General features: G+C 70.4%; 28 protein-coding genes. 13 read left to right on the top strand and 15 right to left on the bottom strand.

All coding sequences use genetic code 11. The annotated features are described in order from the left end of the window. The first annotated feature begins 10 nt into the window (after positions 1-10). The 3 genes from MJQ72_RS36170 to MJQ72_RS36180 are packed head-to-tail and all read left to right on the top strand — an operon-like array spanning position 11 to position 2966. A complete protein-coding gene (locus MJQ72_RS36170) occupies positions 11-1309 on the top strand; it encodes a magnesium transporter MgtE N-terminal domain-containing protein (protein ID WP_240595531.1) in 1299 nt (432 codons plus the stop codon). Continuing rightward, entirely contained in the window at positions 1302-1811 is a 510-nt protein-coding gene (locus MJQ72_RS36175) for a DUF1003 domain-containing protein (protein ID WP_240595532.1), read from the top strand. The genes MJQ72_RS36170 and MJQ72_RS36175 overlap by 8 nt, the downstream gene beginning before the upstream one ends. Before the next feature lie 9 nt (positions 1812-1820). After that, positions 1821-2966, top strand: a complete 1146-nt coding sequence (locus MJQ72_RS36180; RefSeq protein WP_240595533.1) for an Mrp/NBP35 family ATP-binding protein — start codon at positions 1821-1823, stop codon at positions 2964-2966. 71 nt (positions 2967-3037) lie between these two features. Here the strand turns inward: MJQ72_RS36180 and tatB are convergent, their stop codons facing one another. Together tatB and MJQ72_RS36190 are read right to left on the bottom strand one after the other, a co-directional pair. Continuing rightward, positions 3038-3457, bottom strand: coding sequence for a Sec-independent protein translocase protein TatB (gene tatB / locus MJQ72_RS36185; protein ID WP_240595534.1), 420 nt, complete (start codon positions 3455-3457; stop codon positions 3038-3040). A gap of 55 nt (positions 3458-3512) precedes the next feature. Further along, the gene (locus MJQ72_RS36190) at positions 3513-5054 is read right to left on the bottom strand and encodes a trypsin-like peptidase domain-containing protein (protein ID WP_240595535.1); all 1542 of its coding nucleotides are present in this window, start codon (positions 5052-5054) and stop codon (positions 3513-3515) included. A 161-nt stretch (positions 5055-5215) separates the two neighbouring features. Here MJQ72_RS36190 and MJQ72_RS36195 point away from each other — a divergent pair, with 161 nt between their 5' ends. After that, positions 5216-5839: a hypothetical protein gene (locus tag MJQ72_RS36195; RefSeq protein ID WP_240595536.1), complete on the top strand. Its 624-nt coding sequence runs from the start codon at positions 5216-5218 to the stop codon at positions 5837-5839. 9 nt (positions 5840-5848) lie between these two features. Here the strand turns inward: MJQ72_RS36195 and MJQ72_RS36200 are convergent, their stop codons facing one another. Then, positions 5849-6544, bottom strand: a complete 696-nt coding sequence (locus MJQ72_RS36200; protein ID WP_240595537.1) for an anti-sigma factor — start codon at positions 6542-6544, stop codon at positions 5849-5851. Then, the gene (gene sigE, locus MJQ72_RS36205) at positions 6541-7140 is read right to left on the bottom strand and encodes an RNA polymerase sigma factor SigE (RefSeq protein WP_016331450.1); all 600 of its coding nucleotides are present in this window, start codon (positions 7138-7140) and stop codon (positions 6541-6543) included. Before sigE ends, MJQ72_RS36200 begins: the two co-directional genes overlap by 4 nt. 199 nt (positions 7141-7339) lie before the next feature. Here sigE and MJQ72_RS36210 point away from each other — a divergent pair, with 199 nt between their 5' ends. Continuing rightward, positions 7340-7990 carry an O-methyltransferase gene (locus MJQ72_RS36210; RefSeq protein ID WP_240595538.1) on the top strand — a complete coding sequence of 217 codons (651 nt, stop codon included), beginning with the start codon at positions 7340-7342 and terminating at the stop codon, positions 7988-7990. Between the two features lie 23 nt (positions 7991-8013). Here MJQ72_RS36210 and MJQ72_RS36215 read toward each other — a convergent pair whose 3' ends face one another. Beyond that, complete coding sequence (locus MJQ72_RS36215) at positions 8014-9258, bottom strand: MFS transporter (RefSeq protein WP_240601505.1); 1245 nt, start codon at positions 9256-9258, stop codon at positions 8014-8016. Positions 9259-9363: 105 nt separating this feature from the next. On the opposite strand from MJQ72_RS36215, the gene MJQ72_RS36220 reads away from it, so the two are divergent. Both MJQ72_RS36220 and MJQ72_RS36225 read left to right on the top strand, forming a co-directional pair. Beyond that, entirely contained in the window at positions 9364-10248 is an 885-nt protein-coding gene (locus MJQ72_RS36220) for a LysR family transcriptional regulator (protein WP_240595539.1), read from the top strand. A gap of 69 nt (positions 10249-10317) precedes the next feature. Next, a complete protein-coding gene (locus MJQ72_RS36225) occupies positions 10318-10929 on the top strand; it encodes a phosphatase PAP2 family protein (protein WP_240595540.1) in 612 nt (203 codons plus the stop codon). 8 nt (positions 10930-10937) lie between these two features. Here MJQ72_RS36225 and MJQ72_RS36230 read toward each other — a convergent pair whose 3' ends face one another. Together MJQ72_RS36230 and MJQ72_RS36235 are read right to left on the bottom strand one after the other, a co-directional pair. Continuing rightward, on the bottom strand, positions 10938-12392 hold the full coding sequence (locus MJQ72_RS36230) for a M17 family metallopeptidase (protein WP_240595541.1): 1455 nt from the start codon (positions 12390-12392) through the stop codon (positions 10938-10940). A 90-nt stretch (positions 12393-12482) separates the two neighbouring features. Continuing rightward, a complete protein-coding gene (locus MJQ72_RS36235; RefSeq protein WP_005155393.1) occupies positions 12483-12650 on the bottom strand; it encodes a DUF3117 domain-containing protein in 168 nt (55 codons plus the stop codon). A gap of 196 nt (positions 12651-12846) precedes the next feature. On the opposite strand from MJQ72_RS36235, the gene MJQ72_RS36240 reads away from it, so the two are divergent. Both MJQ72_RS36240 and MJQ72_RS36245 read left to right on the top strand, forming a co-directional pair. Continuing rightward, the gene (locus tag MJQ72_RS36240) at positions 12847-13641 is read left to right on the top strand and encodes an enoyl-CoA hydratase/isomerase family protein (RefSeq protein WP_240595542.1); all 795 of its coding nucleotides are present in this window, start codon (positions 12847-12849) and stop codon (positions 13639-13641) included. 96 nt (positions 13642-13737) lie between these two features. Next, complete coding sequence (locus MJQ72_RS36245; protein ID WP_240595543.1) at positions 13738-14208, top strand: hypothetical protein; 471 nt, start codon at positions 13738-13740, stop codon at positions 14206-14208. Here the strand turns inward: MJQ72_RS36245 and MJQ72_RS36250 are convergent. The 7 genes from MJQ72_RS36250 to MJQ72_RS36280 are packed head-to-tail and all read right to left on the bottom strand — an operon-like array spanning position 14205 to position 17818. Beyond that, positions 14205-14774 carry a DNA-3-methyladenine glycosylase I gene (locus MJQ72_RS36250; RefSeq protein WP_315860787.1) on the bottom strand — a complete coding sequence of 190 codons (570 nt, stop codon included), beginning with the start codon at positions 14772-14774 and terminating at the stop codon, positions 14205-14207. The genes MJQ72_RS36245 and MJQ72_RS36250 overlap by 4 nt on opposite strands. Then, the gene (locus MJQ72_RS36255; RefSeq protein ID WP_240595544.1) at positions 14767-15216 is read right to left on the bottom strand and encodes an SRPBCC family protein; all 450 of its coding nucleotides are present in this window, start codon (positions 15214-15216) and stop codon (positions 14767-14769) included. Before MJQ72_RS36255 ends, MJQ72_RS36250 begins: the two co-directional genes overlap by 8 nt. Next, on the bottom strand, positions 15213-15515 hold the full coding sequence (locus tag MJQ72_RS36260; protein WP_240595545.1) for a DivIVA domain-containing protein: 303 nt from the start codon (positions 15513-15515) through the stop codon (positions 15213-15215). The genes MJQ72_RS36255 and MJQ72_RS36260 overlap by 4 nt, the downstream gene beginning before the upstream one ends. Then, entirely contained in the window at positions 15512-16186 is a 675-nt protein-coding gene (locus MJQ72_RS36265) for a permease prefix domain 1-containing protein (protein ID WP_240595546.1), read from the bottom strand. The genes MJQ72_RS36260 and MJQ72_RS36265 overlap by 4 nt, the downstream gene beginning before the upstream one ends. After that, positions 16177-16833, bottom strand: coding sequence for a permease prefix domain 1-containing protein (locus MJQ72_RS36270; protein WP_240595547.1), 657 nt, complete (start codon positions 16831-16833; stop codon positions 16177-16179). The genes MJQ72_RS36265 and MJQ72_RS36270 overlap by 10 nt, the downstream gene beginning before the upstream one ends. After that, entirely contained in the window at positions 16830-17495 is a 666-nt protein-coding gene (locus MJQ72_RS36275; protein ID WP_240595548.1) for a permease prefix domain 1-containing protein, read from the bottom strand. The genes MJQ72_RS36270 and MJQ72_RS36275 overlap by 4 nt, the downstream gene beginning before the upstream one ends. Beyond that, on the bottom strand, positions 17492-17818 hold the full coding sequence (locus MJQ72_RS36280) for a helix-turn-helix transcriptional regulator (RefSeq protein ID WP_005155407.1): 327 nt from the start codon (positions 17816-17818) through the stop codon (positions 17492-17494). The genes MJQ72_RS36275 and MJQ72_RS36280 overlap by 4 nt, the downstream gene beginning before the upstream one ends. 140 nt (positions 17819-17958) lie before the next feature. On the opposite strand from MJQ72_RS36280, the gene MJQ72_RS36285 reads away from it, so the two are divergent. From MJQ72_RS36285 to cydC, 4 genes are all read left to right on the top strand, one after another. Beyond that, entirely contained in the window at positions 17959-19137 is a 1179-nt protein-coding gene (locus tag MJQ72_RS36285; RefSeq protein WP_240595549.1) for a cytochrome ubiquinol oxidase subunit I, read from the top strand. A gap of 3 nt (positions 19138-19140) precedes the next feature. Then, the gene (locus MJQ72_RS36290; protein ID WP_240595550.1) at positions 19141-20133 is read left to right on the top strand and encodes a cytochrome d ubiquinol oxidase subunit II; all 993 of its coding nucleotides are present in this window, start codon (positions 19141-19143) and stop codon (positions 20131-20133) included. A 9-nt stretch (positions 20134-20142) separates the two neighbouring features. Next, on the top strand, positions 20143-21798 hold the full coding sequence (gene cydD, locus MJQ72_RS36295) for a thiol reductant ABC exporter subunit CydD (RefSeq protein ID WP_240595551.1): 1656 nt from the start codon (positions 20143-20145) through the stop codon (positions 21796-21798). 76 nt (positions 21799-21874) lie between these two features. Beyond that, positions 21875-23425 carry a thiol reductant ABC exporter subunit CydC gene (cydC, locus tag MJQ72_RS36300; RefSeq protein ID WP_240595552.1) on the top strand — a complete coding sequence of 517 codons (1551 nt, stop codon included), beginning with the start codon at positions 21875-21877 and terminating at the stop codon, positions 23423-23425. Here cydC and MJQ72_RS36305 read toward each other — a convergent pair. Next, complete coding sequence (locus MJQ72_RS36305; RefSeq protein ID WP_240595553.1) at positions 23414-24316, bottom strand: glucosyl-3-phosphoglycerate synthase; 903 nt, start codon at positions 24314-24316, stop codon at positions 23414-23416. The two genes, cydC and MJQ72_RS36305, sit on opposite strands and share 12 nt — an antisense overlap. Positions 24317-24361 lie beyond the last annotated feature (45 nt).

The raw sequence follows: 24361 nt of genomic DNA on the forward strand, positions 1-24361 counted from the left end.
ACCTTCGGGCATGGCAGCCGTGAACAGGGTATTCGCAGCTCAGCTGGCCGGTTTGCCGGTTTTCGGCCCCGATGGCGAATCGATCGGCAAGGTGCGGGACCTGGTGGCGGGCCTGCGCCTGGACCAGCAGCCGCCGCGGATCCTGGGCATCGTGGTGGAGCTGACGACGAGGCGCCGCGTGTTCGTGCCGATGTTGCGGGTGACCTCGATCGAGCCCAGCGCGATCACGCTCGCCACCGGATCGGTGAACATGCGGCGCTTCCATCAGCGGCCCAACGAGGTGCTGGTGGTCGGGCAGCTCTTCGACGCGCACGCCTCGCTGGCGGGCTCGGACACCAGGATCACCGTCGTCGACGCCGCGATGGAACCGACGCGGACCCGGGACTGGGTGCTCGCGAAACTCGCGATCCGCGAACGGTCGAGCAGGCTCGGCCTCGGCAGACGGCGTTCGGCGATGCAGGTGCTGCCGTGGTCGGAGGTGTCCGGGCTCGGGCTCACCGACCTCACCGGCCAGCCCCAGGGCGCGGCGCAGCTGCTGATGCTGTTCGACACCATGCGCCCGGCCGACGTCGCCGCCACGGTCCGCGACCTGCCGCTCAAACGACGGCACGAGGTCGCCGACGCGATGGACGACGAGCACCTCGCCGACGTCATCGAGGAACTCCCCGAGGACGACCAGAAGGAACTGCTGTCCTACCTCGCCGAGGAGCGGGCCGCCGACATCCTCGAAGCGATGGACCCCGACGACGCCGCCGACCTGCTGGCCGAACTGGCGCCCGCCGAACAGAACCGGTTCCTGGAACTGATGGAACCCGAGGAGTCGGCGCCGGTGAAGCGGCTGCTGGAGTACTCCTCCGACACCGCGGGCGGTCTGATGACGCCCGAGCCGGTGGTCCTGACGCCGGACGCCACGGTCGCCGAGGCACTCGCGCACATCCGCAACGCCGACCTTCCGGTGGCGCTGGCGAGCATGGTGTTCGTCTGCCGGCCGCCGACGGAGACGCCGACCGGGCGCTTCGTCGGCGTCGTCCACTTCCAGCGGCTGCTGCGCGAACCACCGGCGGAGATGGTGGCGAGCGCCGTCGACTCCCAGCTGCCCGCGCTGAAGCCGAACGCCACCTTGTCCGAGGTCACGCGCTACTTCGCCGCCTACAACCTCACCTGCGGGCCGGTGGTGGACGCCGAAGACCACCTGCTCGGGGCGGTCACCGTCGACGACGTGCTCGACCACCTGCTCCCGGAGGACTGGCGCGAGACCGGGCTGCACGACATCACCGGCGAGATCACCGAGGAGGCCGAACGTGCCTGAACTGACGTCCGGGCGGCGGCTGGACCAGCCCCGCGGCCAGAGCCGGTTCAGGCTGAACATCGACCCCGACTCGTTCGGCCGGTTCACCGAACGGATCGCGCGGTTCCTCGGCACCGGCAAGTACCTGTTCTGGCAGACGCTGATCGTCATCGTCTGGATCGTGCTGAACCTGGTCGCGGTCTCGCTGCGGTGGGACCCGTACCCGTTCATCCTGCTGAACCTGGCGTTCTCGACGCAGGCCGCGTACGCCGCGCCGCTGATCCTGCTGGCGCAGAACCGGCAGGACGACCGCGACCGCGTCTCGCTGGAGGAGGACCGGAACCGCGCCGCGCAGACCAAGGCCGACACCGAGTACCTCGCGCGGGAGCTCGCGTCGCTGCGGATCGCGCTCGGCGAGGTCGCCACCCGGGACTTCCTGCGGGGCGAGCTCGACCGGCTCCGTGAGGATCTTGACGCCAGGCCGCGCAAGGCCAAACCCGACCGCACGCCTACCGGTACGTAACATGGACGTGTGACCAGTACGCAGCAACTCCCCAGCGTCGACGATGTCCGCACCGCGCTGAAGGCCGTGTACGACCCGGAGATCAAGAAACCGATCACCGAACTCGGCATGGTCAAGGACGTGGAGGTCGGCTCGGACGGTGTGGTCACCGTCGGGATCTACCTGACGGTCGCCGGCTGCCCGCTGAAGGCGACGCTGACCAACGACACCACCGAAGCCGTCAAGAAGCTCCCCGGCGTCAACGACGTCCGGGTCGAGCTCGACGTGATGAGCGACGAGCAACGCACGGAGCTGCGAAAATCCCTGCGCGGCGACGCCACGGAACCGGTGATCCCGTTCGCGCAGCCGGGCTCGCTGACGCGCGTCTACTGCGTCGCGTCCGGCAAAGGCGGCGTCGGCAAGTCGTCGGTGACGGTGAACCTCGCGGCCGCGATGGCCGAACGCGGGCTTTCCGTCGGCGTGGTGGACGCGGACATCTACGGGCACTCGGTGCCGCGGATGCTCGGCACGCGGGAGAAGCCGACCAAGGTCGACACGATGATCATGCCGCCGCAGGCGCACGGGGTGAAGGTCATCTCGATCGGCATGTTCACGCCGGGCAATACCCCCGTGGTGTGGCGCGGGCCGATGCTGCACCGCGCGCTGCAGCAGTTCCTCGCCGACGTGTTCTGGGGCGACCTCGACATCCTGCTGCTGGACCTGCCGCCGGGCACCGGCGACATCGCGATCTCGGTGGCGCAGCTCATCCCGAACGCGGAGATCCTGGTCGTCACCACCCCGCAGCAGGCGGCCGCCGAGGTGGCCGAGCGCGCGGGCGCGATCGCGCTGCAGACGCGGCAGCGGGTGGCCGGGGTCATCGAGAACATGTCGTGGCTGGAGACGCCCGACGGCCAGAAGATGGAGATCTTCGGCTCCGGCGGCGGGCAGTCGGTCGCCGACTCGCTGTCCAAGTCGGTCGGCTCGACGGTGCCGCTGCTCGGGCAGGTCCCGATGGACCCGCGCGTGGTCTCCAACGGCGACTCGGGCACGCCGATCGTGCTGGCCGAGCCGGACGCGCCGGCGTCGCTCGTGCTCAAGGAGGCGGCGAAGAAGCTGACCGTCCGGGCGCGAGGGCTGGCCGGGATGATGCTGAACGTCACTCCCGCGGGCCGCTGAGCATCTTTACCGCCTCGTGAGTGGTAAGGACGGTTAGAACCGTCCTTACCACTCACGAGGCTTGAGCTGGGTCAGGTGGCGTCCGGGTCGACCGGAGGCCGCTCCCCCGGCTTCAGCGGCTCCGGCTGCGAAGCCGGCGCCGGGTAGCCGTTGGGCTTCGAAGCCCCATTCGCACCGTTGGACCCATTGGTCCCGTTGACGTTGTTGAGCCCCAGCGGATCCGTGTCACCGTCGAACAGGTGCTGGGTGACGACCCGTTTCGGGTCGAAGTTCCGCAGGCCCCGCAGATCCTCCAGCGGCTTGCGCAGCTGATCGAACTCCGGGCCCATCTCCTCGCGCAGCTGCGTCTTGGCCCCGGTCGCGAAGTCGCGGACCTTGCGGACGCTCTTCGCCACCCAGGACGCCGCTTCGGGCAGCCGCTCCGGACCGAGGATGAAAAGACCCGCGACGACGATGATGAGGATTTCTCCCCAGCCGACACTCTCGAACACCCGTGTGAACCTCCGCCTCGGCGTCTTCCCCGTTCAGGGTACCCGTCCGAACTCGCTAGTCCGAGGCCAGTTTCACGTCCACGACAAGTGAAGACCCATCCCGGACAAGGCGGACAGGAACCACTTCGCCGACTTCGCGGGCGCGGACGGCGACGAGCAGCTCCGCCGAGTCGCGCACGAGCCGTCCGCCGACTTCCGTGATGACGTCGCCTTCTTTGATCCCCGCCGAGGCCGCGGGGCCGCCGGGGGCGACGTTGCGGACCTGTGCGCCCATGGTGCTGGAGCCCGCGACGGTCGACGAAGCGTTGATGCCGATGTCGGGGTGGACGACCTTGCCGTCCTTGATCAGTGTTTTCGCGATCTTCACCGCGTAGTCGCTGGGGATGGCGAACCCGATGCCGATGCTGCCGCCTTCGGCGCTCGACGAGCGGATCGCGGAGTTGATCCCGACCAGGGCGCCGGTCGCGTCGACGAGCGCGCCGCCCGAGTTGCCGTGGTTGATCGCGGCGTCGGTCTGGATGGCTTCGTAGATCACCGGCGCGCTGCCGCCGTCGCCGCCCGCGGTGACCGGGCGGTTGAGTGCGCTCACGATGCCGGCGGTGACCGAGTTCTGCAGCGCCAGCGGCGAACCGACGGCGATCACCGAGTCGCCGACGGCCAGCTCGGACGACTTCCCGACCTGCAGCGCGGTGAGATTCTTGACGTCGACCTTGACCACGGCGAGGTCGGTTTTGGCGTCGGCGCCGACGATCTTCGCCTCGACGCGTTTGCCGTCGAAGAACACGGCGGTGACCTTGGTGGCCGAATCGGCGGTCGCGGCCGAGATCACGTGCTCGTTGGTGAGCACGTAGCCCTGGTTGTCGATGACGACACCGGAGCCCTGCTGGCCCGCGTCGGCACCGGGTTTGAACACCTCGAGGGAGACGACGGCGGGCGCCACCCGGTGGGCGATGTCCGCGATCGAGCCCGCCGGACGCTCCTTGGCGGCGTCGGCCTCGGAGATGCTGGCCTGACCGGTCAGTTCGGTGCCGGTGTCGGCGAACCACCAGCCGATCAGCCCGCCGACCGCGCCGATGGCCAGCGCGACGGCGGCGAGCATCGCCAGCGCCTTCGTCTGCACACGCCGCCCGAAGAGGACCTCCGGAAGGCTCAACAGCGCACCTTGCGGGCGCTTCGCGTCCTTCTCTTCGTCCGGCTCCTGCTGCACGGCGGGCCCGGCGAGCACCGCGCCGGAACCAGGGTCACGCCACGGGTCCGACGTCGTGGTCCAGAGCGGACCCTCCGCGCCGTTCGCGGACGGCCCGGAGCCGTTGGTCCCGTGCGGCCGCTCCAGCACGACACCTTCGGCGCCCGGCGGGCGGCGGAAGGCTTCGGCGAGCGATTCGGGCGTCGGCGGTGCCAGATTCAGGCCCGGCGCGGACTGCCCGTTCGAGCCGGGCTGGTACAGCTTGTCGAAGGCGCCGTCGACGCCGTGCGGCCTCCCGAACGTGGCCGCCTGCGCCGGATCGACGGCGGGCCGGGCCAGCGGGCGCGGCGCCAGCCGATCCCCCGCCGGGTTACCAGGCTGCTGCGGATTCGCGTTCGGCTGCTCGGTCATCATTCCCCGGGGCTGAGATCAGGTTGGCCGGACGCGAGAGTACGCCAAGCCTCACCCTGGATTCTGCCGTGACCACGGTGAAGTGCGCGTTGATTCCCCGAACCCGGCAAGAAATGTGACACTTGAGGCAACCATGTCTCACCTGTGGCAGTCTAACGGCCATGTCGGAGAACTGGCCTCGGCCACAACCTCAGCAGCACTGGCCGCAGCAGCAGGGCTGGCCCCAGCAGCCGCCCAAGAAGAAGCGCTTCTCCACCAAGACCCAGATCATCCTGCTCGTGGCCTCGCTCGTCGTGGCCATCGGCGGGTTCGGCGTGATCGTCACGCTGAACAACATCTCGGGGCCGGAGAAGCAGGCCAAAACGCTCACCGAGGGCGATTGCGTGGTGCTGACCGGATCCGGCAAGGAGGCCGACGCCGTCAAGACGGCGTGCGATTCGCCGCAAGCGCCGTACGCGGTGAGCCTCACCGGCGTCGACAAGGGCGAGTGGGACTGCAAGGACGGTTTCTACAAGTACGCCGTCCCGAGACCGCTGCGCGGCAACGGCGTCGCCCTGTGCTTGGCGATCAACGCCCAGGTCGGGCTGTGTTTCGACGACATCCGGACGAAGACACCGCCTCCGCTGAAGGACTGCGGCTCAGCACGGCTGAGGATCAGCGAGGTCTTTCCTCAGATGAGCGTGGTGAACAGTCCGTGCGCCGAGGGCACGGCGGAAGTCGTCTCCTACGCGAGCTACGGGACTTCGAACTTCAAGAGCGCGACGATCTGCTTCGTCACGCCCTGACGAAGCGGCTCAGCGGGCGGGCACCGGCATGGGCACGCTGGACGTGCTCGGGCTCGGCGTGGTGCTGCGCGGCGGTTCCGGCTGGGTGCCGCCGCCCAGCTGCGCGGGCAGCAGACCGGCGTTGACGCCCTGAGGCGGGGTGAAGCCGGTGGCCGGCTGGTCTTCGGTGCCGTCACCCGAGGTCGCGACCAGGGCCAGGGCGCTCAGCACCAGACCCGAAACGACGACTCCGGCGCCTTGCGCGTACTTCCGCCGGGCGAGACCGAACCGCCCGCCGCCGAGGACGTTCGGCGACTGGCCCAGCGGCGCCGATGATCCCAACGGCGCTGTGCCTCCCAAAACCCCTGTACCGCCCAGGACTCCGGTGTCGCGAAGGCCGGCGACCCGGTCGGGCCGCTGGATGGCCACGAGCTGGCCGTCGGCGGTCATCGCCAGGTTGTCCGGCGTGCCGGGAAGTTCGGTGTTCTGCGGGATGGAGCACAGGCTGGCCAGGAAACCCGCCGACATCGACGGGGCTCCAGCCTGCTTCACGGCCGCGACGGCCTGGCGCTGGGCGGTCACTTCGGCGGCGCAGGACTGGCAACGGGCGATATGCGCCGAAGCCCTGTCCTGGGCGCCGAGGGACAGCTCGCCGTCCACGAAGGCGACGATGGCGTCCGGAAGCAGATGCGACTCGGGGAGTCCCCAACCTCGCGGTGCGGTCATACCCCCACCTTCGCAGACTCCTGCGCCGCGGCGCGACGACGCTCCAAAGAAGCGCGGAGCGCCTGGCGGCCGCGGTGGATCCGGCTGCGCACGGTGCCGAGCTTGACACCGAGGGTGGCGCCGATCTCCTCGTACGAGAGACCTTCGACGTCGCACAGCACGACCGCGGCACGGAACTCGGGCGGCAACTCGTCGAGCGCGGCCTGCAGGTCCGGGTCGAGATGCGTGTCCGAGTAGACCTGCTCGGGGCTCGGGTCGTCACCGACGATGCGGTCGGTGTCCTCGGGGAGGCCTTCCATCCGCACGCGCGAACGGCGGCGGGCCATGTCGAGGAAGAGGTTCGTGGTGATGCGGTGCAGCCAGCCTTCGAACGTGCCGGGCTTGTAGGACGCGAGCGAGCGGAAGACCCGGATGAAGGTCTCCTGCGTCAGGTCCTCGGCGTCGTGGGCGTTACCGGTCAGGCGGTATGCCAGCCGGTACACGCGGTCGGCGTGCTCACGCACGACCTCGTCCCACGAGGGCGGCGTCCATGCGGCCTCGTCCACCGTCACCGGCGTGACCTGATCCGCGTGCTGGTCCTGCATCGTTTCCTGCATCGGGGAAGTAGGCACCTCCATCAGCGTCTTCTCCCAACTACTCCACCCAACGCGGGCGATGAGCACGGTGTTCCCGTTGTCGAGGACCAGTCTGTCCGGCCTGCTTATGTTTCTAGTGAGACTGGACTGAGAGGAGGCTGAGAAGTCGTTACCAGGAGTCTTCTGCTCTTTTGGCGATAGGCAGCGCTAACCTCCGCGTGTGAATTCCGGGACGCATGCGGGCTCGCCTGCCGAGGCCGCCGACGCCGATCTCGTCGACGGCTACGTCCCCGACGACGAGGTACTGGCCGCCGCGCGGGCGCGGTCGGCCGATCTGGGGTGCGGTCCGCTGAGCGCGGGCGCGGGTGCGACTCTCCGATTTCTGGCCACGACGCTGCGGGCGAGGGCCGTCGTCGAGGTCGGGACCGGGGCCGGGGTGAGCGGGTTGTGCCTGCTCGGCGGCATGGTCGACGACGGGATCCTCACGTCGATCGACATCGAGCCGGAGTACCACCGGGCGGCCCGGGCGGCGTTCCGCGAGGCCGGCTACCCGCCGGGACGGACCCGGCTGATCATGGGGCGCGCGCTCGACGTCCTCCCCCGGCTCACCCCCGGCGGCTACGACCTGGTGTTCGTCGATTCGGCGCCGGTCGAGTACCCGAGTTGCTACGAGAAGGCGGTCGCGCTGCTGCGGCCCGGCGGGATACTGGCCTTCCACAACGTCTCGGGCACCAGGGTGACCGATCCCTCACGGCGCGATCCGGACACGCTCGCGCTCCGGGAGGTCGCGCGGGCCTTCCGTGAGGACGAGCGGCTGGTCCCGGCGCTGTTGCCGGTGGGCGGCGGGCTGCTGGTCGCCGCGATCGCGTAGCAAGGGACCTTTGCTACCACTCGCTACCGCCGGGGGCTGAAGGACGCTTTCACCGCATCGGACGCGGCGAAGGGCGCTTTCACCACGTGTGACGCGGGGAAAGTCCCCTTCAGCACCGCGACCGCGGCGAGGGCCAGCCAGGCGGCGGTGAGCACGATCAGCCAGGTCCAGCCCGCGTGCCCGTACACGGTCGCGCCGACGGCGCCGCCGACGCTGCTGCCGAGGTAATACGAAAGCGTGTACAGCCCGCCGACCTGGCCGCGGGCGTTCTCAGGCGCCTCCGCCGCGGCCCAGCCGTTGGCGACGGCGTGCGCGGCGAAGAACGCGCCGGTCAGCACCACGAATCCGGCGACGACCATGGGCAGCGAGTCGGACAGGGTCAACGCGGCGCCCGCGATCGTGAGCAGCAGGGCACCGGCGAGCGCGCGGCGACGCCCGAACCGGCCGACGAGCCTGCCCGCCGTCGCCGACGAGACCGAGCCGATCGCGTACGCGAGGAAGACGAGCGAAGCGATCGCGGGCGAGAGGTTCAGCGGCTCGCCGGTCAAGCGGAACCCGGCGGCGTTGTACAGCGCGACGAACGAGCCCATCGCCAGCAGCGCGACCGCGTACTGGACCAGCAGGACCGGCTTCCGAACGGCCGCGCCGAGCCCGGCGAGCACCGCCGCGGCCTGCTCGCGAAACCGCTCTGACCTGCGCCGATCCGGGAAAGTGGTAGCAAAGGTCCCTTGCTCCCCCGGCGGGAGGGCCAGCACCGTGACCACCGTGCAGACCAGCCCGACCCCCGCGACCACGAGCAGCGCGCCCTGATAGCCGAACGGTCCGGCGGTGAACCCGGCCGCGAGCCGCCCGACCATGCCGCCGACGGTGTTCCCGGCGATCATCGCGCCCACCGCCGCCGCCAGCCCGGCCTTGCCGAGCCGCTCCGCGAGGTAGGCCGCGGCCACACCGGGGAACCCCGCGATGGCGACTCCTTGCAGCGCCCGCAGCACGAGCAGCGCCGGATAGCTGGGCGCCAGCGGCAGCAGAAAACCGAACACGACCGACGCGACCACCGAAGCGATGATCACCGGACGCCGTCCCACGACTTCCGAAAGCGCCGCGATCGGCAACACGGCGATCGCGAGCGCGCCGGTCGCGACGCTCACCGCGAGCGAAGCGCCACCGGGATCGAGGTGGTACTGCTCGGCCAGTTGCGGCAGCACCGGCTGCGGCGCGTAGAGCAGCGCGAACGAGGAGATCCCGGCCGCGGCGACGGCGATCGTCACGCGGCGGGTGGTTCCGGGGGCAGGCACGTCCTCGAAGCTAAGCCTGGCTAAACGATACGTCTAATACGCTCATCTGCCACAATCGATACTGTGCTGAATGAAAGGATGACCGCCCAGCTAGCCCCCCAGCTCGCTCTGCTCACCGCACTGCGCCGCACGACGAACGTCACACGCGCGGCGGAATTGCTCGGCGTCCCGCAGCCCACGGTAAGCCGCCGGATCGCGGCGCTCGGCGAGGCCCTCGGCGCACCGCTGACGGTCCCCGACGGCCGCGGCATCCGGCTCACCCGGGCCGCCGAACTGCTCGCCGACGCCGCGGAGCGCGCGCTCGCCGCCGTCGACGCCGGGGTCCGCCAAGCCCGCGAGGAGGTCGACCCCGAATCCGGGCACATCGTCCTCGGTTTCCTGCACCTGCTCGGCCGGTCGCTGGTCCCCACGTTGCTCCGCGGCTATCGAGCGGACCACCCGGGCGTCCGGTTCACGCTGGTCCAGGGCTCACGTCAGGACATGGTCGACAGGCTGACCAGTGGCGAGCTCGACCTCGCGCTGCTCGCGCCCGCCCCTGTCGACGATCCGCTGCTCGACACCGCCGTGCTGTCCGAACAGGAGATCTTCCTCTCCGTGCCGACGTCGCACCGTCTCGCCGACCGGCCCAGCGCCGCCATCGAGGACCTCAAGGACGAGGAATTCGTGCTCCTCGAAACCGGGTACGGCCTCCGCACCATCACCGACGAACTGTGCGCCGCGGCCGGCTTCGAGCCGAAGATCGCCTTCGAAGGGCAGGAGTCCGACACCGTCCGAGGACTCGTCGCGGCCGGGCTCGGTGTCGCGCTGCTCCCCCGTTTCGAACCGGGCAGCCCGGCGGGTGTCGCCGAAGTCCCGCTGGTGCCGCCGGTCGGGCGGACCATCGGGCTGGCTTGGCGCAAGGACGTCGTCCTGCCGCCCGCCGTACTGCGGTTCCGGGAGCGGGTCCGCGCGCAACCCTGGTGACGATCGTCAGGGTCGATCCCTGCCGTTCGTCCACCACGCGCGGGCGCCGTTTTCGCTAACTTCGGGTGAATGTACGACGACATCGTGGAGTTGGCGGGCGAGAGCCCGAGCTGGCTCCAGGCGGCCGGAATCCTGTTCACCGAAGCAGGACTGCTCGCCTTCGCGGCGCTCTTCGCCTGGATGTTGTGGCGGGCGCGCACTTCACCCGCCCGGATCGCCGTGGCGCTGCTGCCGCCCGCCGCGACCGCCATCGCGTACCTGATCAGCGAAGGTCTGAAGAGCGTGATCCAGGAGGACCGGCCGTGCCGGAACCTCGTCACCCTCGTCGACTGCCCGCCGATCGGCGACTGGTCCTTCCCGAGCAACCACTCCACGATCGCGGGGGCGGCCGCCGTCGGGCTGGCACTCGCCTGGCGGCGACTCGCGCCGTGGGTGCTCCCGGGTGCGGTGCTGATGGGCTTCTCGCGGGTCTTCGTCGGCGCGCACTATCCGCACGACGTGCTCGCCGGACTCGTCCTCGGCGCCGTGACGGCGTGGCTCGTCTTCCGGTACCTGACCGGCCCCGCGACCGGGATCGCGCGGCGGCTCACCGCCCACGCCGGGGACGCGCCGACCCAGCCCATGCCCAAGGTCGACCTGCGGGGTGGTAGCAAAGGTCCCTTGCTCCCACCCCGCAGGTAAACCGCAGGTCAGGAGTAGGAGGCGGCCAGTTCGACCAGCGTCCGCGCCGCGAAACCGGTGGCCCCGGGGACGACGTCGGCGTAGGTCTTGTCGGCCCGCGCGGGGCCGGCGATGTCGAGATGCGCCCACGGCACGTCCCCGACGAACTCCCGCAGGAACAGCGCCGCCACGATGCCGCCGGGGCCGCCCGGCGCCTGCCGGACGTCGCCGAGCGAGCCCTGCACGGTCTCGGCGAGGTCCTCCAGCAGCGGCATCCGCCACCACGCCTCGCCGACCCGCTCGCCCGCCTTCGTGACCCGTTCCGCGAGCGCGTCGTCGGTGGCGAAGACGCCGCCGATGCGGACACCGAGCGAGACCTTCATGGCGCCGGTCAGGGTCGCCGCGTCGATCACCGCGTCCGGCTTGTGCTTCTTGATCCCGTAGACGAGCGCGTCGGCCAGGACCATGCGGCCCTCGGCGTCGGTGTTGCCCACCTCGGTGGTCTTGCCGCCGTAGTGCCGGACGATGTCGCCGGGCCGGTACGACGAACCGGACACGTGGTTCTCGGCGGCGGGTACGAGCGCGGTCACCTTGACCGGCAGGCGCAGCGCGGCGATCGCGCGGACCGCGGCGATGATCGCCGCGCCGCCCGCCATGTCGGTGCGCATGAGGTGCATGCCGTCGGCCGGTTTGATCGAAAGACCGCCGGTGTCGAAGGTGATGCCCTTGCCGACCAGCAGCAGATGCGTCTTCGCCCCGCGCGGCCGGTACTCCAGCTCGATCAGCCGCGGCGGCGCGGCCGAACCGCCACCGACGGCGAGGACACCGCCGAAGCCCTGATCGGCCAGCCATTTCTCGTCCCGCGCCGTCACGGTCAGGTTCGGGATGCCGCCGGCGACACGAGCGGCCGTTTCGGCGAGCCACGCGGGGGTCTTGACGTTCGACGGCGTGTTCGCCAGGTCGCGCGCGAACGCGGCGGCCGCGGCGAGTTCGCGGACACGCTCCAAATCGACTTCGTGGCGTGTGATCAAGCGCACGGTCCGCAGGCTCGGCTTCGGCTCTTCGGCCGTCACCGTGAACCGGTAGCCGCCGAGCAGCAGCCCGAACGCGAGCTCCTCGACGTGCTCGGCGCCCGCGTCCTCGGGCAGCTCGACGGCGAAGGCGCGGAACGCCTTCTGGCCCGCCTTGACGTCTTCCTCCAGCGCCGAGGAGACGGCGCGGACCAGCGCGGCACCGGCCTTGCGGTACTGCTTCGGCTCGCCGTCGCCGACACCCGCCAGCCAGCGGACGGCGCCCGTCGGCACGGTCTGCACGTCACCGGCCTTGCCGGTGGGCCGCACGCCGCCGATCTCCGCGAGTCCGGCGTCACCGTCCTCTTCGGACGGCGCCGCGATCAGCGTGGCCAGCGGCGTACCGCGCCTTAGGTCGTCCGAGACCTCGAGTTCGAGCAGCTTCCCCGGAACGGGGGGTAGCGGGTTACGCACAGTGAGCGACCTCCGGGCGCAGATGAACCGCGACCCCGGCCTCCGAGGGGAGACCGGGGTGCGGGTGGTTGAACGTTGGTGCGGTCCGGCTCAGCCGGTGACCTCCTGCAAGGCCGCGCCGAGATCCTTCGCTTCTTCCGCGGAGAGTTCGACGACGAGACGCCCACCACCTTCGAGTGGTACGCGCATCACGAGGCCCCGCCCCTCCTTAGTCACTTCGAGGGGACCATCTCCGGTCCGGGGCTTCATGGCCGCCATAGCGTGCTCCCTCCGTCTCAACCGGCGCGCCCGGGTCGCGCTCGTCAAAGCCAGCCGGGTCTACTGTCCATTGTCCCTCATCAGCGGCCGAGCGCGAACGCGGACCGATCTTTTGCCGCCGTATCGGTGCTGGTATGCGGCTCGCGAGGCTGAAAGACTTCGTCTCAGACCGCAGTTTCGCCGACTAGGAGATCCCGTGACCACATCCGACGTTCTGCTGACCGCCGACGCCGACGGCGTGCGCACCTTCACGCTGAACCGGCCGCAGGCGTACAACTCGCTGACCGTCGAACTCAAGGAACTGCTGCTGGCGGGCCTGACCGAGGCCGCGGCCGACGACAGTGTCCGCGCGGTCGTGCTGACCGGTTCGGGCAAGGCGTTCTGCGCCGGGCAGGACCTGAAGGAGCACGTCGGGCTGCTGCAGGCGGGTGACCCCGCGCCGCTACACACGGTCAAGGAGCACTACAACCCGATCGTCAAGACGATCGTCGGGATGCCGAAGCCGGTCATCGCGGCGGTGAACGGCCCGGCGGCCGGCGCGGGCGCGGCCTTCGCGTACGCGAGCGACCTCCGGATCGCGGCGACGTCGGCGAACTTCCTGATGGCGTTCGCGAACGTCGGCCTCGGCCCGGACTCGGGCGCGTCGTGGACGTTGCAGCGGCTGATCGGCCTCGGCCGCGCGGCCGAGCTGATGCTGATGGCGCGCACGGTCGACTCCGCCGAGGCGCTGACGCTCGGCCTGGTCGGCGAGGTCGTCCCGGACGAGGAACTGGCCGCCCGCGCGCAGAAGGTCGCCGCGAAGCTCGCGGCCGGGCCGACGGTCGCGTACGCGAAGATCAAGAACGTCCTGTCCGTCGCCGCCGAGTCGTCCCTCGAAGAGGCGCTCGACGCCGAGGACGCGGCGCAGACCGCGCTGGGCGCGACGGCCGACCACACCGAGGCCGTCGAGGCGTTCGTGGGCAAGCGGAAGCCGAACTTCCAGGGCAAGTAGCGCCTTGGGCCTCGTGAGTGCCAAGGACGGTTCTAACCGTCCTCGCCACTCACGAGGCCGGGACCGGTACCGGACCGCGACGGCTAGCGTCCGCGCGTGATCCCGCCCCACCTCCGGACAGCAGCCGCCGAGCACGACCTCGGCGACTGCCTCCGCCGCTATCGCCGCCGTCCGGGCATCGTCGGGACCTTCTTCGCCTTCGCGCCGCTAGCGGGAGCGCTGGCGCTCGGCATCCGCGAAGGTGACCTGACCGGAGCACTCGCCCTCACCCTGTTCGTGTGGCCGCCGCTCTTCCTCTGGTGGTGCGTGTCGACAAGGCGACGACTCGAAGGCGGCCTCTACGTCTTCGAACGTGGTTTCGCCGACGTCCACGGGCGAAAGGTCCTGTGCGCGATCACCTGGCCCGAAGTCCGCTCGGTCAGGTACGAGACCCGCTCCCTCTGGGCGGGCCTGATCCCCGTCGCGCGCACCGCGCGGTGCGTGATCGAACTGCGCGACGGCGACAGGATCGAGCTCGACGGCAGCTACCGCGCGCTGCACAGACTGGCCGAAGACCTCCGCTCCTAAGCGGCCCGGAAGCAGTCCTTCACGTGGTCGTCGACCATCCCGGTCGCCTGCATCAGCGCGTAACAGGTCGTCGGCCCGAGGAACACGAAGCCGCGCTTCTTGAGTTCCTTCGCCATCGCCTTCGACTCGTCCGTGATCGCCGGGACGTCTGTCATCCGCCGCGGCCGGGTGTGCGAAGACGGCGCGAACGACCACAGCAGGTCGTCAAGCGAACCGTCCAGCCGCTCGATCGCCCGCGCGTTGTTGATCGCCGCCAGGATCTTCGCCCGGTTCCGCACGATCGACGCGTCCTGCATCAGCCGCTCGACGTCGTCTTCGGTGAAGGCCGCGACCTTCTTCGGCTTGAACCCCTTGAACGCCTTCCGGAACGACTCCCGTTTCCGCAGGATCGTGATCCACGAAAGCCCGGACTGGAACGACTCCAGGCACAGGCGCTCGTACAGCTCTTCGTCGCCGTGGAGCGGGACGCCCCACTCGGTGTCGTGGTACTCGGCGTAGTCCGGGGCCGAGTTGCCCCACGAACACCGCTTGATCCCGTCCGCGCCCAGCAGACCCGCCTCAGCCAACCCGGTACCCCTCCGCGTACTTCACGAATCTCTGCAGGCACAACCGCAGTCCCAGTTCGAAGCCCGGTTTCGCGACCGGCCAGCCGAGCCGTCCGACGACGCCGAACGGCGGCCGCAGATGCTCCGCCCAGACGAACGTCGAGGCGTGCGGCCCCTTCTCGATCACCTGGAAGACCCCGGTGCCCTGCACGATCTTGCCGAGATGCCGCACGACGCAGCGCAGCGGCGGCTCCCAGCCGGTGATCTCCATGGTGTCGGTGAAGCCGATCCCGGCGACACCGGTGAACGCCGACAGCTTCGAACCCACGCTGCGCCCGTTGCCCTCGACGACCTTGACCTCGGTGCCGAGCATCCATTCGCCCTGGCGTTCCCAGTCGGTCAGGGCGAGCCAAGCCGTCCCGGCCGGTACCGCGACGTCGACGGAGACGACGACATCGGTCACCTGGCGCCCTCGCGCTCGGCCTCCAGTTCGGCCACCTTGGCCCGCAGGTCCTCGATCTCGACGCCGAGCCGCCGCATCACCCAGTCCACTTCGGACATCTTGTAGCCGCGCAGCACCATCTGGAAGCGGACGGCGTGGACGTCCTCGGCGGTGATGTCCTCGGCGGGCAGCCTGGTCGGCGAGCCGCCGGGAGACAGCGGGGCCAGCTCCTCGCCCCTGCCGAACACCACGGCGGCCAGCAGAAACACCACGGCGGCCACCAGCAGCATGACTACGAGATAGATCAGGGCGGTCGTCACGCCACGATCGTGGCACACGAACGCCACGATCGTCGCGCCAGCAACGCGAGTCGCACGCTGAGCACCACCCAGAGCACCATGAGGATCCCGCACGGCACCGACAGGAACAGCCTCGACGCGTCGATGAACCCGGTGGCGATCACCAGCAGCGCCACCGAAAGCAGGTTCAGCCCGACGGCCTCGCCGATCAGCACGCCGGCCGTCCTGACCAGCCGGGTGCCGTCCATCCGCCGGGAAAGCCAGCGCATGGAGACCAGCGCGAGCACGCCCAGCATCGGCACGATGAACACCGAGCCGTGGGTGAACTGGGCGACGTACTTGTACCAACCCGGCGTCGGCGTCGTGAGCTGCGACCAGTCGCCGAAGGTCCATTTGCGGGCGAACTCCCAGGCGAGCTGCATCATCGGCACGCCGAGGATCAGTTTCCACAGCGTGCGGGTGCCGCTGTGCATCCCCAGCTCGGCCTGGTAGTCCCGCGCGATCAGATGCACCGGCCCGAAATCGTCGACGGCGCGGCGTTGCGCCTCGTGCTCGCTCCAGCCGCCGTCGCGATACGCGTCCGCGGCGTCGTTGAGCCCGTCCCGCGCTTCACGCAGCAGATCCCGCTTCGCCGACGCCGGGCCGTCCAGCCGGGCACGCAGCTCCCCGAGGTACGCCTCGATCACCGCCATGCTGTGGCTCTCCGGCTCCGCGCGGCGACCGCGAGCCGCATGCTGAACAGGATCCAGGTTCCCGACATGACCGCGCACGGCACGCTGACGAGCATGCGGGCAGGCTCCAGCAGTCCGGTCGCGCCGCCGTAGGTCGCGATCGCGAGCAGGTTCAAACCCACCGCCCCGGCCAGCGACCACGAGACCGTGCGGGCGACGGGCGGGCCGCCCGTGCGCCGCGAGAGCAACCGTGCCGCGAGCAATCCGGCGACCGCGACGGCCGGGGACAACGCCGCGAGCGTGTCGGCCGTGCCGATAGCGCGGTGGTACCAGGACGGCGCGGTGCCGAGCTCCGACCAATCGGCGAAGCCCCGCGCGAGATCCCAGCCGAGGATCAGCAGCGGGACACCGGCGATCAGCTCCCACAGCACACGGATGTCGCGCCGGAGCCCCAGTTCCGCTTGGTACTCACGTGCGATCAGGTCCACCGGGCCGAAGTCGGCGACGGCACGGCGCTCGGCCTCCGCCTCGTCCGCACCACCCTCGCGATACGCCTCGGCCGCGTCGGTCAGCCCGTCTCTGGCTTCGGTGAGCAGATCGGTCTTCGCCGACGACGGCCCGCGCAACCGGGCGTCCAGGTCGCCGATGTAGGCCTCGATCGCGTTCATGCGGCGAGCGCGGGCCGGGGCCGGAAAGCCGGTTGGAGCAGCCAGAAACTGAACGCGACCCAGCCGAGCGCCACCACGTTGCACACCACGCTCACGTTCATCCTGGACGGATCGAGGACCGCGGTGCTCACCGTGAGCAGCAGCAGCGCCAGCAGGTTCGTGCCCGCCGCCGCGCCCACCGTCCACCGCGTCACCTTGCCAAGGCTCACGCTGTCGAGCCTGCGTCCCAGCCTGCGCGCGCCGAAGAGCGAGACCGCTCCGATCACGGCCGGAACGAGGACCAGGACGCCGAACAGCTCGATGACGGCCACGTACCACTCCGGGTTCGCCTTCCCCGAGCGGCTCCAGTCGCCGTAGGTCCAGATCCGCGCCAGCTCCCAGGTCACCTGGATCAGCGGCACGCCGACGATGACCTTCCACAGCGTGCCGATGTCGCCGCGCAACGCCAGCTCGGCCTGATACTCGCGGGCGATCACCGAGGCCGGGCCGAAGTCGGCGACGGCACGGCGCTCGGCCTCCGCCTCGTCGGCACCGCCCTCGCGATACGCCTCGGCCGCGTCGGTCAGCCCGTCCCTCGCCTCGGTGAGCAGATCGGTCTTCGCCGACGACGGCCCGCGCAACCGGGCGTCCAGATCGCCGATATAGGCGTCGATCGTGCTCATGCCGTGCTCCCCCCGAGGACACCACCGATCACGGTGGTGAACTCCTGCCACTCCGCTCGTTCCGCCGCCAAGGCCTTCTGCCCGGAGCGGGTGAGCTTGTACGTACGACGTTTACGGCCGGACACGACGTCCCACTCGCTGGCGAGGAATCCGGCGCGCTCCAACCGGCGAAGCGCCGGATAGACGGTGCCCGTCGGCAGGTCGAGCGCACCGTCGCTGCGGAGCTGGAGCGCCTCGATGATGGCGTACCCGTGCAGCTTCCGGCCGTCGAGGACGGCGAGGAGCAGCGCGTCGAGGTGCCCGCGCAGACTGTCGGCCTTCATAGATAGACAGTCTACACATCGCCGCATACCAGGGTAGCCGGGACTTTCCCGGACCGGCCTCAGGGAATGTCCCCGAGATCACCCCGATTTCATAGATTTAGTGGCTACATGTAGCCAGCCTACGTATACAGTGCCTCGACATGGACGCACTCCCGATCGCGAGACTCCAGTTCGCGACGACGACCTCGTTCCACTTCCTGTTCGTGCTGCTCACACTGGGGCTCGTGACACTCGTCGCGGTGATGCAGACACGCTCCGCGTTCGGCGGCAAGCCGGAGCTCACGCGGATGACTCGCTTCTGGGGCAAGCTTTACGTCATCAATTACGCGCTGGGAATCGTCACCGGAATCGTGATGGAATTCCAGTTCGGACTCACCTGGACCGGCCTGTCCGCGGTCGCGGGCGACGTCTTCGGCGCGCCGCTGGCCATCGAGACGCTGGTGGCGTTCTTCGCCGAATCGACCTTCCTGGGGCTGTGGATCTTCGGCTGGGGGCGGCTGAACAAATGGGTCCACCTGACGCTGATCTGGCTGGTCACGCTGACCGCGTACGCCTCGGCGCTGTTCATCATGGTGGCCAACTCGTTCCTGCAGAACCCGGTCGGCACCCACGCCGAGAACGGCGTGCTGAAGCTCGACGACTTCGGCGCCCTGTTCACCAACCCGGCGCTCACGATGTCCCTGCCGCACGTGCTGAGCGCGGCGCTGATGACCGGCGGCTTCTTCGTGGTCGGCGTCAGCGCGTACCACTTCATCAAGCGCACCAAGGAGATCGAGTTCTTCCGGCGCTCGATGCGGATCGGTGTGCTCGCCTCGCTGGCAGGCAGCACACTGGTGATCGGCTTCGGGTTCGGCCAGTTCGGTCCGCTGGGCGAATACCACGGCGACAAGCTCAGCTCACCGGATCCGCTGGTCGGCGCCTCGCTGGGCTTCATGATCCAGATCGGGTTCATCGCCTTCCTCGCCTCGATCCTCGGCACCTTGCTGCTCTTCCGGAACTGGATCACCAAGGTGCGGCCGCTGCTGTACGTGATGGTGCTGGCCATCCCGCTGCCGTTCGTCGCGGCGATCCTCGGCTGGCTGGTGCGGGAGATCGGCCGTCAGCCGTGGCTGATCCGCGGGCAGCTGACCACCGCCGACGCCGTCGCGGCGATCCCGGCGGGGCAGATCCTGTTCTCCTTCATCGCTTTCACGCTGTTGTTCCTGGTGCTCGCGATCGCCGACTGGGTGCTGATGTCGCGGGTCGCCAAACGCGGCCCGGACGCCGTCGAAGAGACGGCCGCACCCCGTACCGAACTTCCCGTCCTGAGCGGAGTCTGACCGATGGTGATCCTCTGGTGGTGTGTGCTCGGTTTCCTGACGGCCGGCTATTTCGCGCTGGCGGGCTACGACTACGGCGTCGGGATGCTGCTCGGCAGGCTCAGCCGTGACGAGGCCGGGCGAAGGCGCGTGCTCGGTGCTTTCGGCCCGTTCTTCCTGGCCAACGAGGTGTGGCTGGTGGCCGCGGTCGGCGTCCTGTTCGGCGCTTTCCCGCATCTGGAAGGGAAAGTGTTCTCCGGGGCGTACCTTCCGGTCGTCACCCTGCTGCTCGGGCTCGTCACGTTCACCGCGGCGGTGCAGTTGCGCAGCAGGCGGCCGGACGCGGGCCGCGGTGCCTGGACGCTGGCGATCACCGTCGGCGCCTGGGTGACGGCGGTGTCCTGGGGCGTGTTCCTCGGCAATCTCGTGCTCGGGCTCCCGCTCGACGCGGCCGGGAAACCGGCCGGCGGCGTCCTCGCGGTGTTCAGCCCGTACGCGCTGCTCTGGGGTGCCGGGTTCGTCGCGCTGTTCGCCTTGCAGGGAGCGGCTTTCCTGGCCGTCCGGGCGCCGGCGGAGTTCACCGCCCGCGCGAACCGGATCGCCAAGGCGCTGCTCGCGCCGTCGCTCGCGTTCCTGGTCGTGGCGGTCGTCTGGGGCGCCGTCGAGACCACCGCGTCGTGGTCGGTGCTGCCCGCGATCGTGCTGGCGTTCGGCGCGCTGGGCGTCGCGGCCGCGGCCCTGCGCGCGGGGCGGCACAAGGCGGCGCTGGTCGCCACGATGACGCTGTCCGCGTCGCCGGTGCTGGCGGTCGGAACCCTGCGCCTGCCGGACGCGCTGGTGTCCTCTGTGGACGGAGGCTTCTCGCTGAGCCTTGCGGAAGCGGCCACCAGCACCGAGATGCTCGGCCTGCTCACCATCGTCCTGCCGCCCGCGCTGGTGGCGATCGCCGCCGTGCAGTGGGTGACCTGGCGCAGGCACGGCACCCGCGTCGACCAGCGTTCGCTGCTGCACTTCTAGGAGCCCGAGATGCCTCCCCTTCCCGGACTGCGCCGCCATTTCGGCGTACTGGCCGTCCTCGGCACGCTGACCGCCGCGGCGATCCTCGTCCAGGCCGACGGCCTCGCGACGCTGCTCACCGGCGGCGGTGTGACCTGGACGCTCGTGGCCGCCATCGCGGTGCGGGCGTTGCTCGCGGGCGTCCAGGGTTCCGTCGGCGGACGGTTCGCGGCGACGGTCAAATCCGGTCTGCGCAAACGGCTTCTCGGCGCGGAGGCGGAGAATCCCGGCGCGGTCGCCACCCTGGTGACCAAGGGCATCGACGCGAGCGACGCCTACCTGACCGGCTACCTGCCGACGGTGGTGCTCTCGGCGATCATCCCGGTCGCGGTGCTCGTCCGGCTGTTCGCCGCGGATCTGTCGTCGGCGCTGATCATCCTCGCGACGCTGCCGCTGATCCCGGTGTTCGCGATCCTGGTCGGGCAGCACACGAAGGCGAAGACCGCCAAGCAGTGGTCGCTGCTTTCCAAGCTGGGCGGGCATTTCCTCGACGTCGTGCGCGGACTCGGCACGCTCAAGGTGTTCGGCCGCGCGGAGGCGCAGGCGAAGACCGTGCGGGCGATGGCGGACGCGCACACCGACGCGACCATGCGCACACTGCGGGTCGCGTTCCTGTCCGCGCTGGTGCTGGAACTGGTGGCGACGCTCTCGGTGGCGCTCGTGGCGGTGCCGATCGGCTTCCGGCTGCTGGAAGGCGGCATGGTCGTGCACACCGCGGTGCTCGTGCTGCTGCTCGCCCCCGAGGCGTACCTGCCGTTGCGGGCGGCGGGAGCGAAGTTCCACGCCAGCGCGGAAGGCCTCGCCACGCTGCGGGAGGCGCTGGCCGTCCGCACGGAGGACGTCGCCGGGGGTTCGCGGATGGCCCGCCGCGGTGCGCCCCGGATCGTGCTGGACAAGGTGAGCGTCGCGTACGGCGACGAGACCGTGTTGTCCGAAGTGGACATGACGATCGAGGCGGGTGAGCACGTCGCGCTGGTGGGGCCCAGCGGTTCCGGGAAGAGCACGCTGCTGGCGGTCCTGCTGGGTTTCGTCACGCCGACGTCCGGCCGGGTCCTCGTCGACGGCGTCGACCTGCGCGACCTGGATCCGGCCGCGTGGCGGGCCGGGACGGCGTGGGTGCCGCAGCGGCCGACGCTGTTCACCGGGACCGTCGAGGAGAACATCGCCATGGGCCAGGTGCCGGACGTCCAGGCCGCGGCACGCGCGGCGGCGTTCGACGAGGTCGTGCGCGGACTACCCGACGGCTACCGCACCCGGATCGGCGAACTGGGCGCGCCCCTTTCGGCCGGTCAGCGGCAACGGCTCGGCCTCGCCAGGGCGCTGGCCCGTACCGAGGCGGGCCTGGCACTGCTCGACGAGCCGACCGCCAGGCTCGACGCGGGAACCGAAGCCGCCGTGCTCGGCGCGACCCGTGAACTGCTCACCGGCCGGACCGCGGTGCTGGTCGCCCACCGGCCCGCGATGGCCGCGCTGGCCACCCGCGTCCTCGAAGTCCACGATGGCGTCGTACTGGCAGTAGGCGGAGCTGAAGATGCACCTCGGGCGGTGACCGAACGCGTGAACCCGCCACGGCCGAAGGCCCCGCTATCGCGGTGGCAGGACGCCACCTCCGCATCGGCGAGGTGAATGACCGACCAGCGTCCTGCCGACGTCGATCGCGGACGCGGGTTCACCGACGAACACTGAGAGAACGGGAACTGGTGTGAACGTCTGGGGAGTGTCCACAAAGGACGTCGTACGGCTGGTCCGTGCCGGGCTGATCGCGGCCGGGGCCGAGCTGGCGGGGCTGGCGCTGATGGCCACCGCCGCGTGGCTGCTGCTGAAGGCGGCCGAGCAGCCGCCGCTGGCGTCGCTCACCGTGGCGATCGTCGCCGTGCGCACGCTGGCGTTGCTGCGCGGCGGGCTGCGGTACGCGGAACGGCTCGCCGGGCACGAGGTCGTCCTGCGTTATCTCGGCGCCTTGCGGACCCGCGTGTACACGTCGCTGCTGCCGCACCGGGTCTCGCGGCATTCGGGCGGCGATCTCGTCACCCGCCTGGTGTCCGATGTGGACGCGGTGCAGGACGCGATCCTGCGCTGCCTGCTGCCCGCCGGTGTCGCCGCGTTCGTCGGCGCGGTGTCGACGACGGTCGCGCTGATCGTCAGCCCGGCCGCCGGGCTCGTGCTGGCGCTCGGGCTCGCCGTCGCCGGGATCGGCTTGCCGTGGCTGTGCGTGCGGATCACCCGGGCGGCGGCGGAAGCGAGCGCTCCGGCCCGCGCCGACCTCGCCGAACGGTCGGTCGAGCTGATCACCGGGCGACGCGAGCTGATCGCCTACGGCGTCCACGAGTCCACTGTGGACGCCGCGCACACCGCCGTCGACACGCTCGCGTCCCGGGACCGGGCGACGGCGAACCGGACGAGCCTGCTGACCGCGGCCGGGATCCTCGTCCAGCTGCTGACCTGCGTCGCGATCGCGCTGACCGCCGGGGTTTCACCGCCGCTGACCGCGGCACTGGCGCTGGCCGCACTGGCCGTGTTCGAGCTGGTCCTCCCGCTGACCGCGGCCGCCCAGCGCTGGGTCGAGGTCCGCGCGTCGGCCGAGCGGGTGCGCGCGCTGCTGACCGAACCGCCGCCCGCGCGCGGGACCGCGGTGCCCGAACCGGGACATCTGCGGCTCGAAGGCGTCGGCGTCCACTTCACGGGAAGGGCCGCGGCACTGGACGACGTCGACCTCGACCTGCCGCCGGGCAAACGCGTCGGGATCGTGGGGCCGAGCGGGGCCGGGAAGACGACGTTGCTGAACGTCCTGCTGGGTGCCGTGGCGCCGACGTCCGGGCGGGCGCTGCTGAACGGGAAGCCGCTGGAGACCTACGATCCGACGCTGCTGCCCTCGGTGATTTCGGGCGCGCTCGCGGACGCGCACGTCTTCCACACGACGGTCCGGGAGAACCTGCTGCTCGCGAAACCCGGCGCGTCCGACGCCGAACTGCTCGACGCGTGCGCCACGGCCGGTTTCGATCTGCCGCTGGATCGCGAAGTCGGCTCCGACGGCGACACGCTGTCCGGCGGGCAACGCCAGCGGCTCATCCTGGCGAGAGCAGTGCTCTCGGCACCGCCGATCCTCGTACTGGACGAGCCCGTCGAGGGGCTGGATCCGGCGCACGGCGACGCCGTCCTGGCCGATGTGCTCGCCGCCGCGCGCGGCACCGTCGTCCTGGTGACGCATCGCGAGTCGCAGGTCGCCGGGTTCGACGAGGTGCTACGCCTCTAGACCGCGCACTTCCCGCATCGGCGGCCGGTCGCTCACCGACACCTCGGCGACCTCCGGCAGCCATTCGTCACCCACCTGCGCGAACTGGGTGAGCTGGGCCGGGTCGTCGGACTTGACGCCGCAGCGCGCGAGCGCCGTCCCGAGGATCTGGCGCGCCATCACGCCCAGCTGAAGCAGCGAGCGGTTGCGATGCTTGCGTACGCCGAGGTTGACCTGAGCGAGCCCTTCGAGGCCGTAGCGCGCTTCGGCGTCGAGGATGAGCCCGATCTCGACGCCGTACCCGGCCGCGAAGGGCACCGACTCGAGGAACTCGCGCGTCGCGGCGTACTCGCCACCAAGGGGCTGAATGAGCCCCGAGAGTGACGGGCGCAGCGCCGAGAGGACCGGCCGCGCCAGCAGCTCGGTTACCCGGCCGCCGCCGCTGCTCTCCAGCCGCAGGGGCCGCCGGTAGAAGCCCTTGACCAGGTGGACGCCGTCCTCGCAGAGCAGGGGCCCGAGCAGGGTCGGCACGAACGCCGGATCCGGGTCGACGAGGTCGGAGTCGAGGAACACGACGACGTCACCGGTCGTCGCGGCCAGCGACCGCCACAGCACCTCGCCCTTGCCGGGCACCGGCGGCAGCCCGGGGAGCACGTCCTCGCGGTGCACCACCCGCGCGCCGGCGCGGGCGGCGAGCTCGGCGGTGGCGTCGGTGGACCCCGAGTCCATCACGACCAGCTCGTCGACGACCGTGCCCAGCAACGGCCGGACCGTCCCGACGACCTGGGCGACGGTGTCCTCTTCGTCGAGTGCCGGTAGCACGACCGAAACCGTGCGGTCACCCTTCGCAGCGACGATGTCTTCGACCGTCCAGCCGGGGTTCTGCCACGTACGCCGCTCGAACCAACTCATGAGTAGTGATCGTGCCATGCTGGAGTCCGACACCCTGTCGATGGA

The organism is Amycolatopsis sp. EV170708-02-1, from assembly GCF_022479115.1.
Lineage (GTDB): Bacteria > Actinomycetota > Actinomycetes > Mycobacteriales > Pseudonocardiaceae > Amycolatopsis.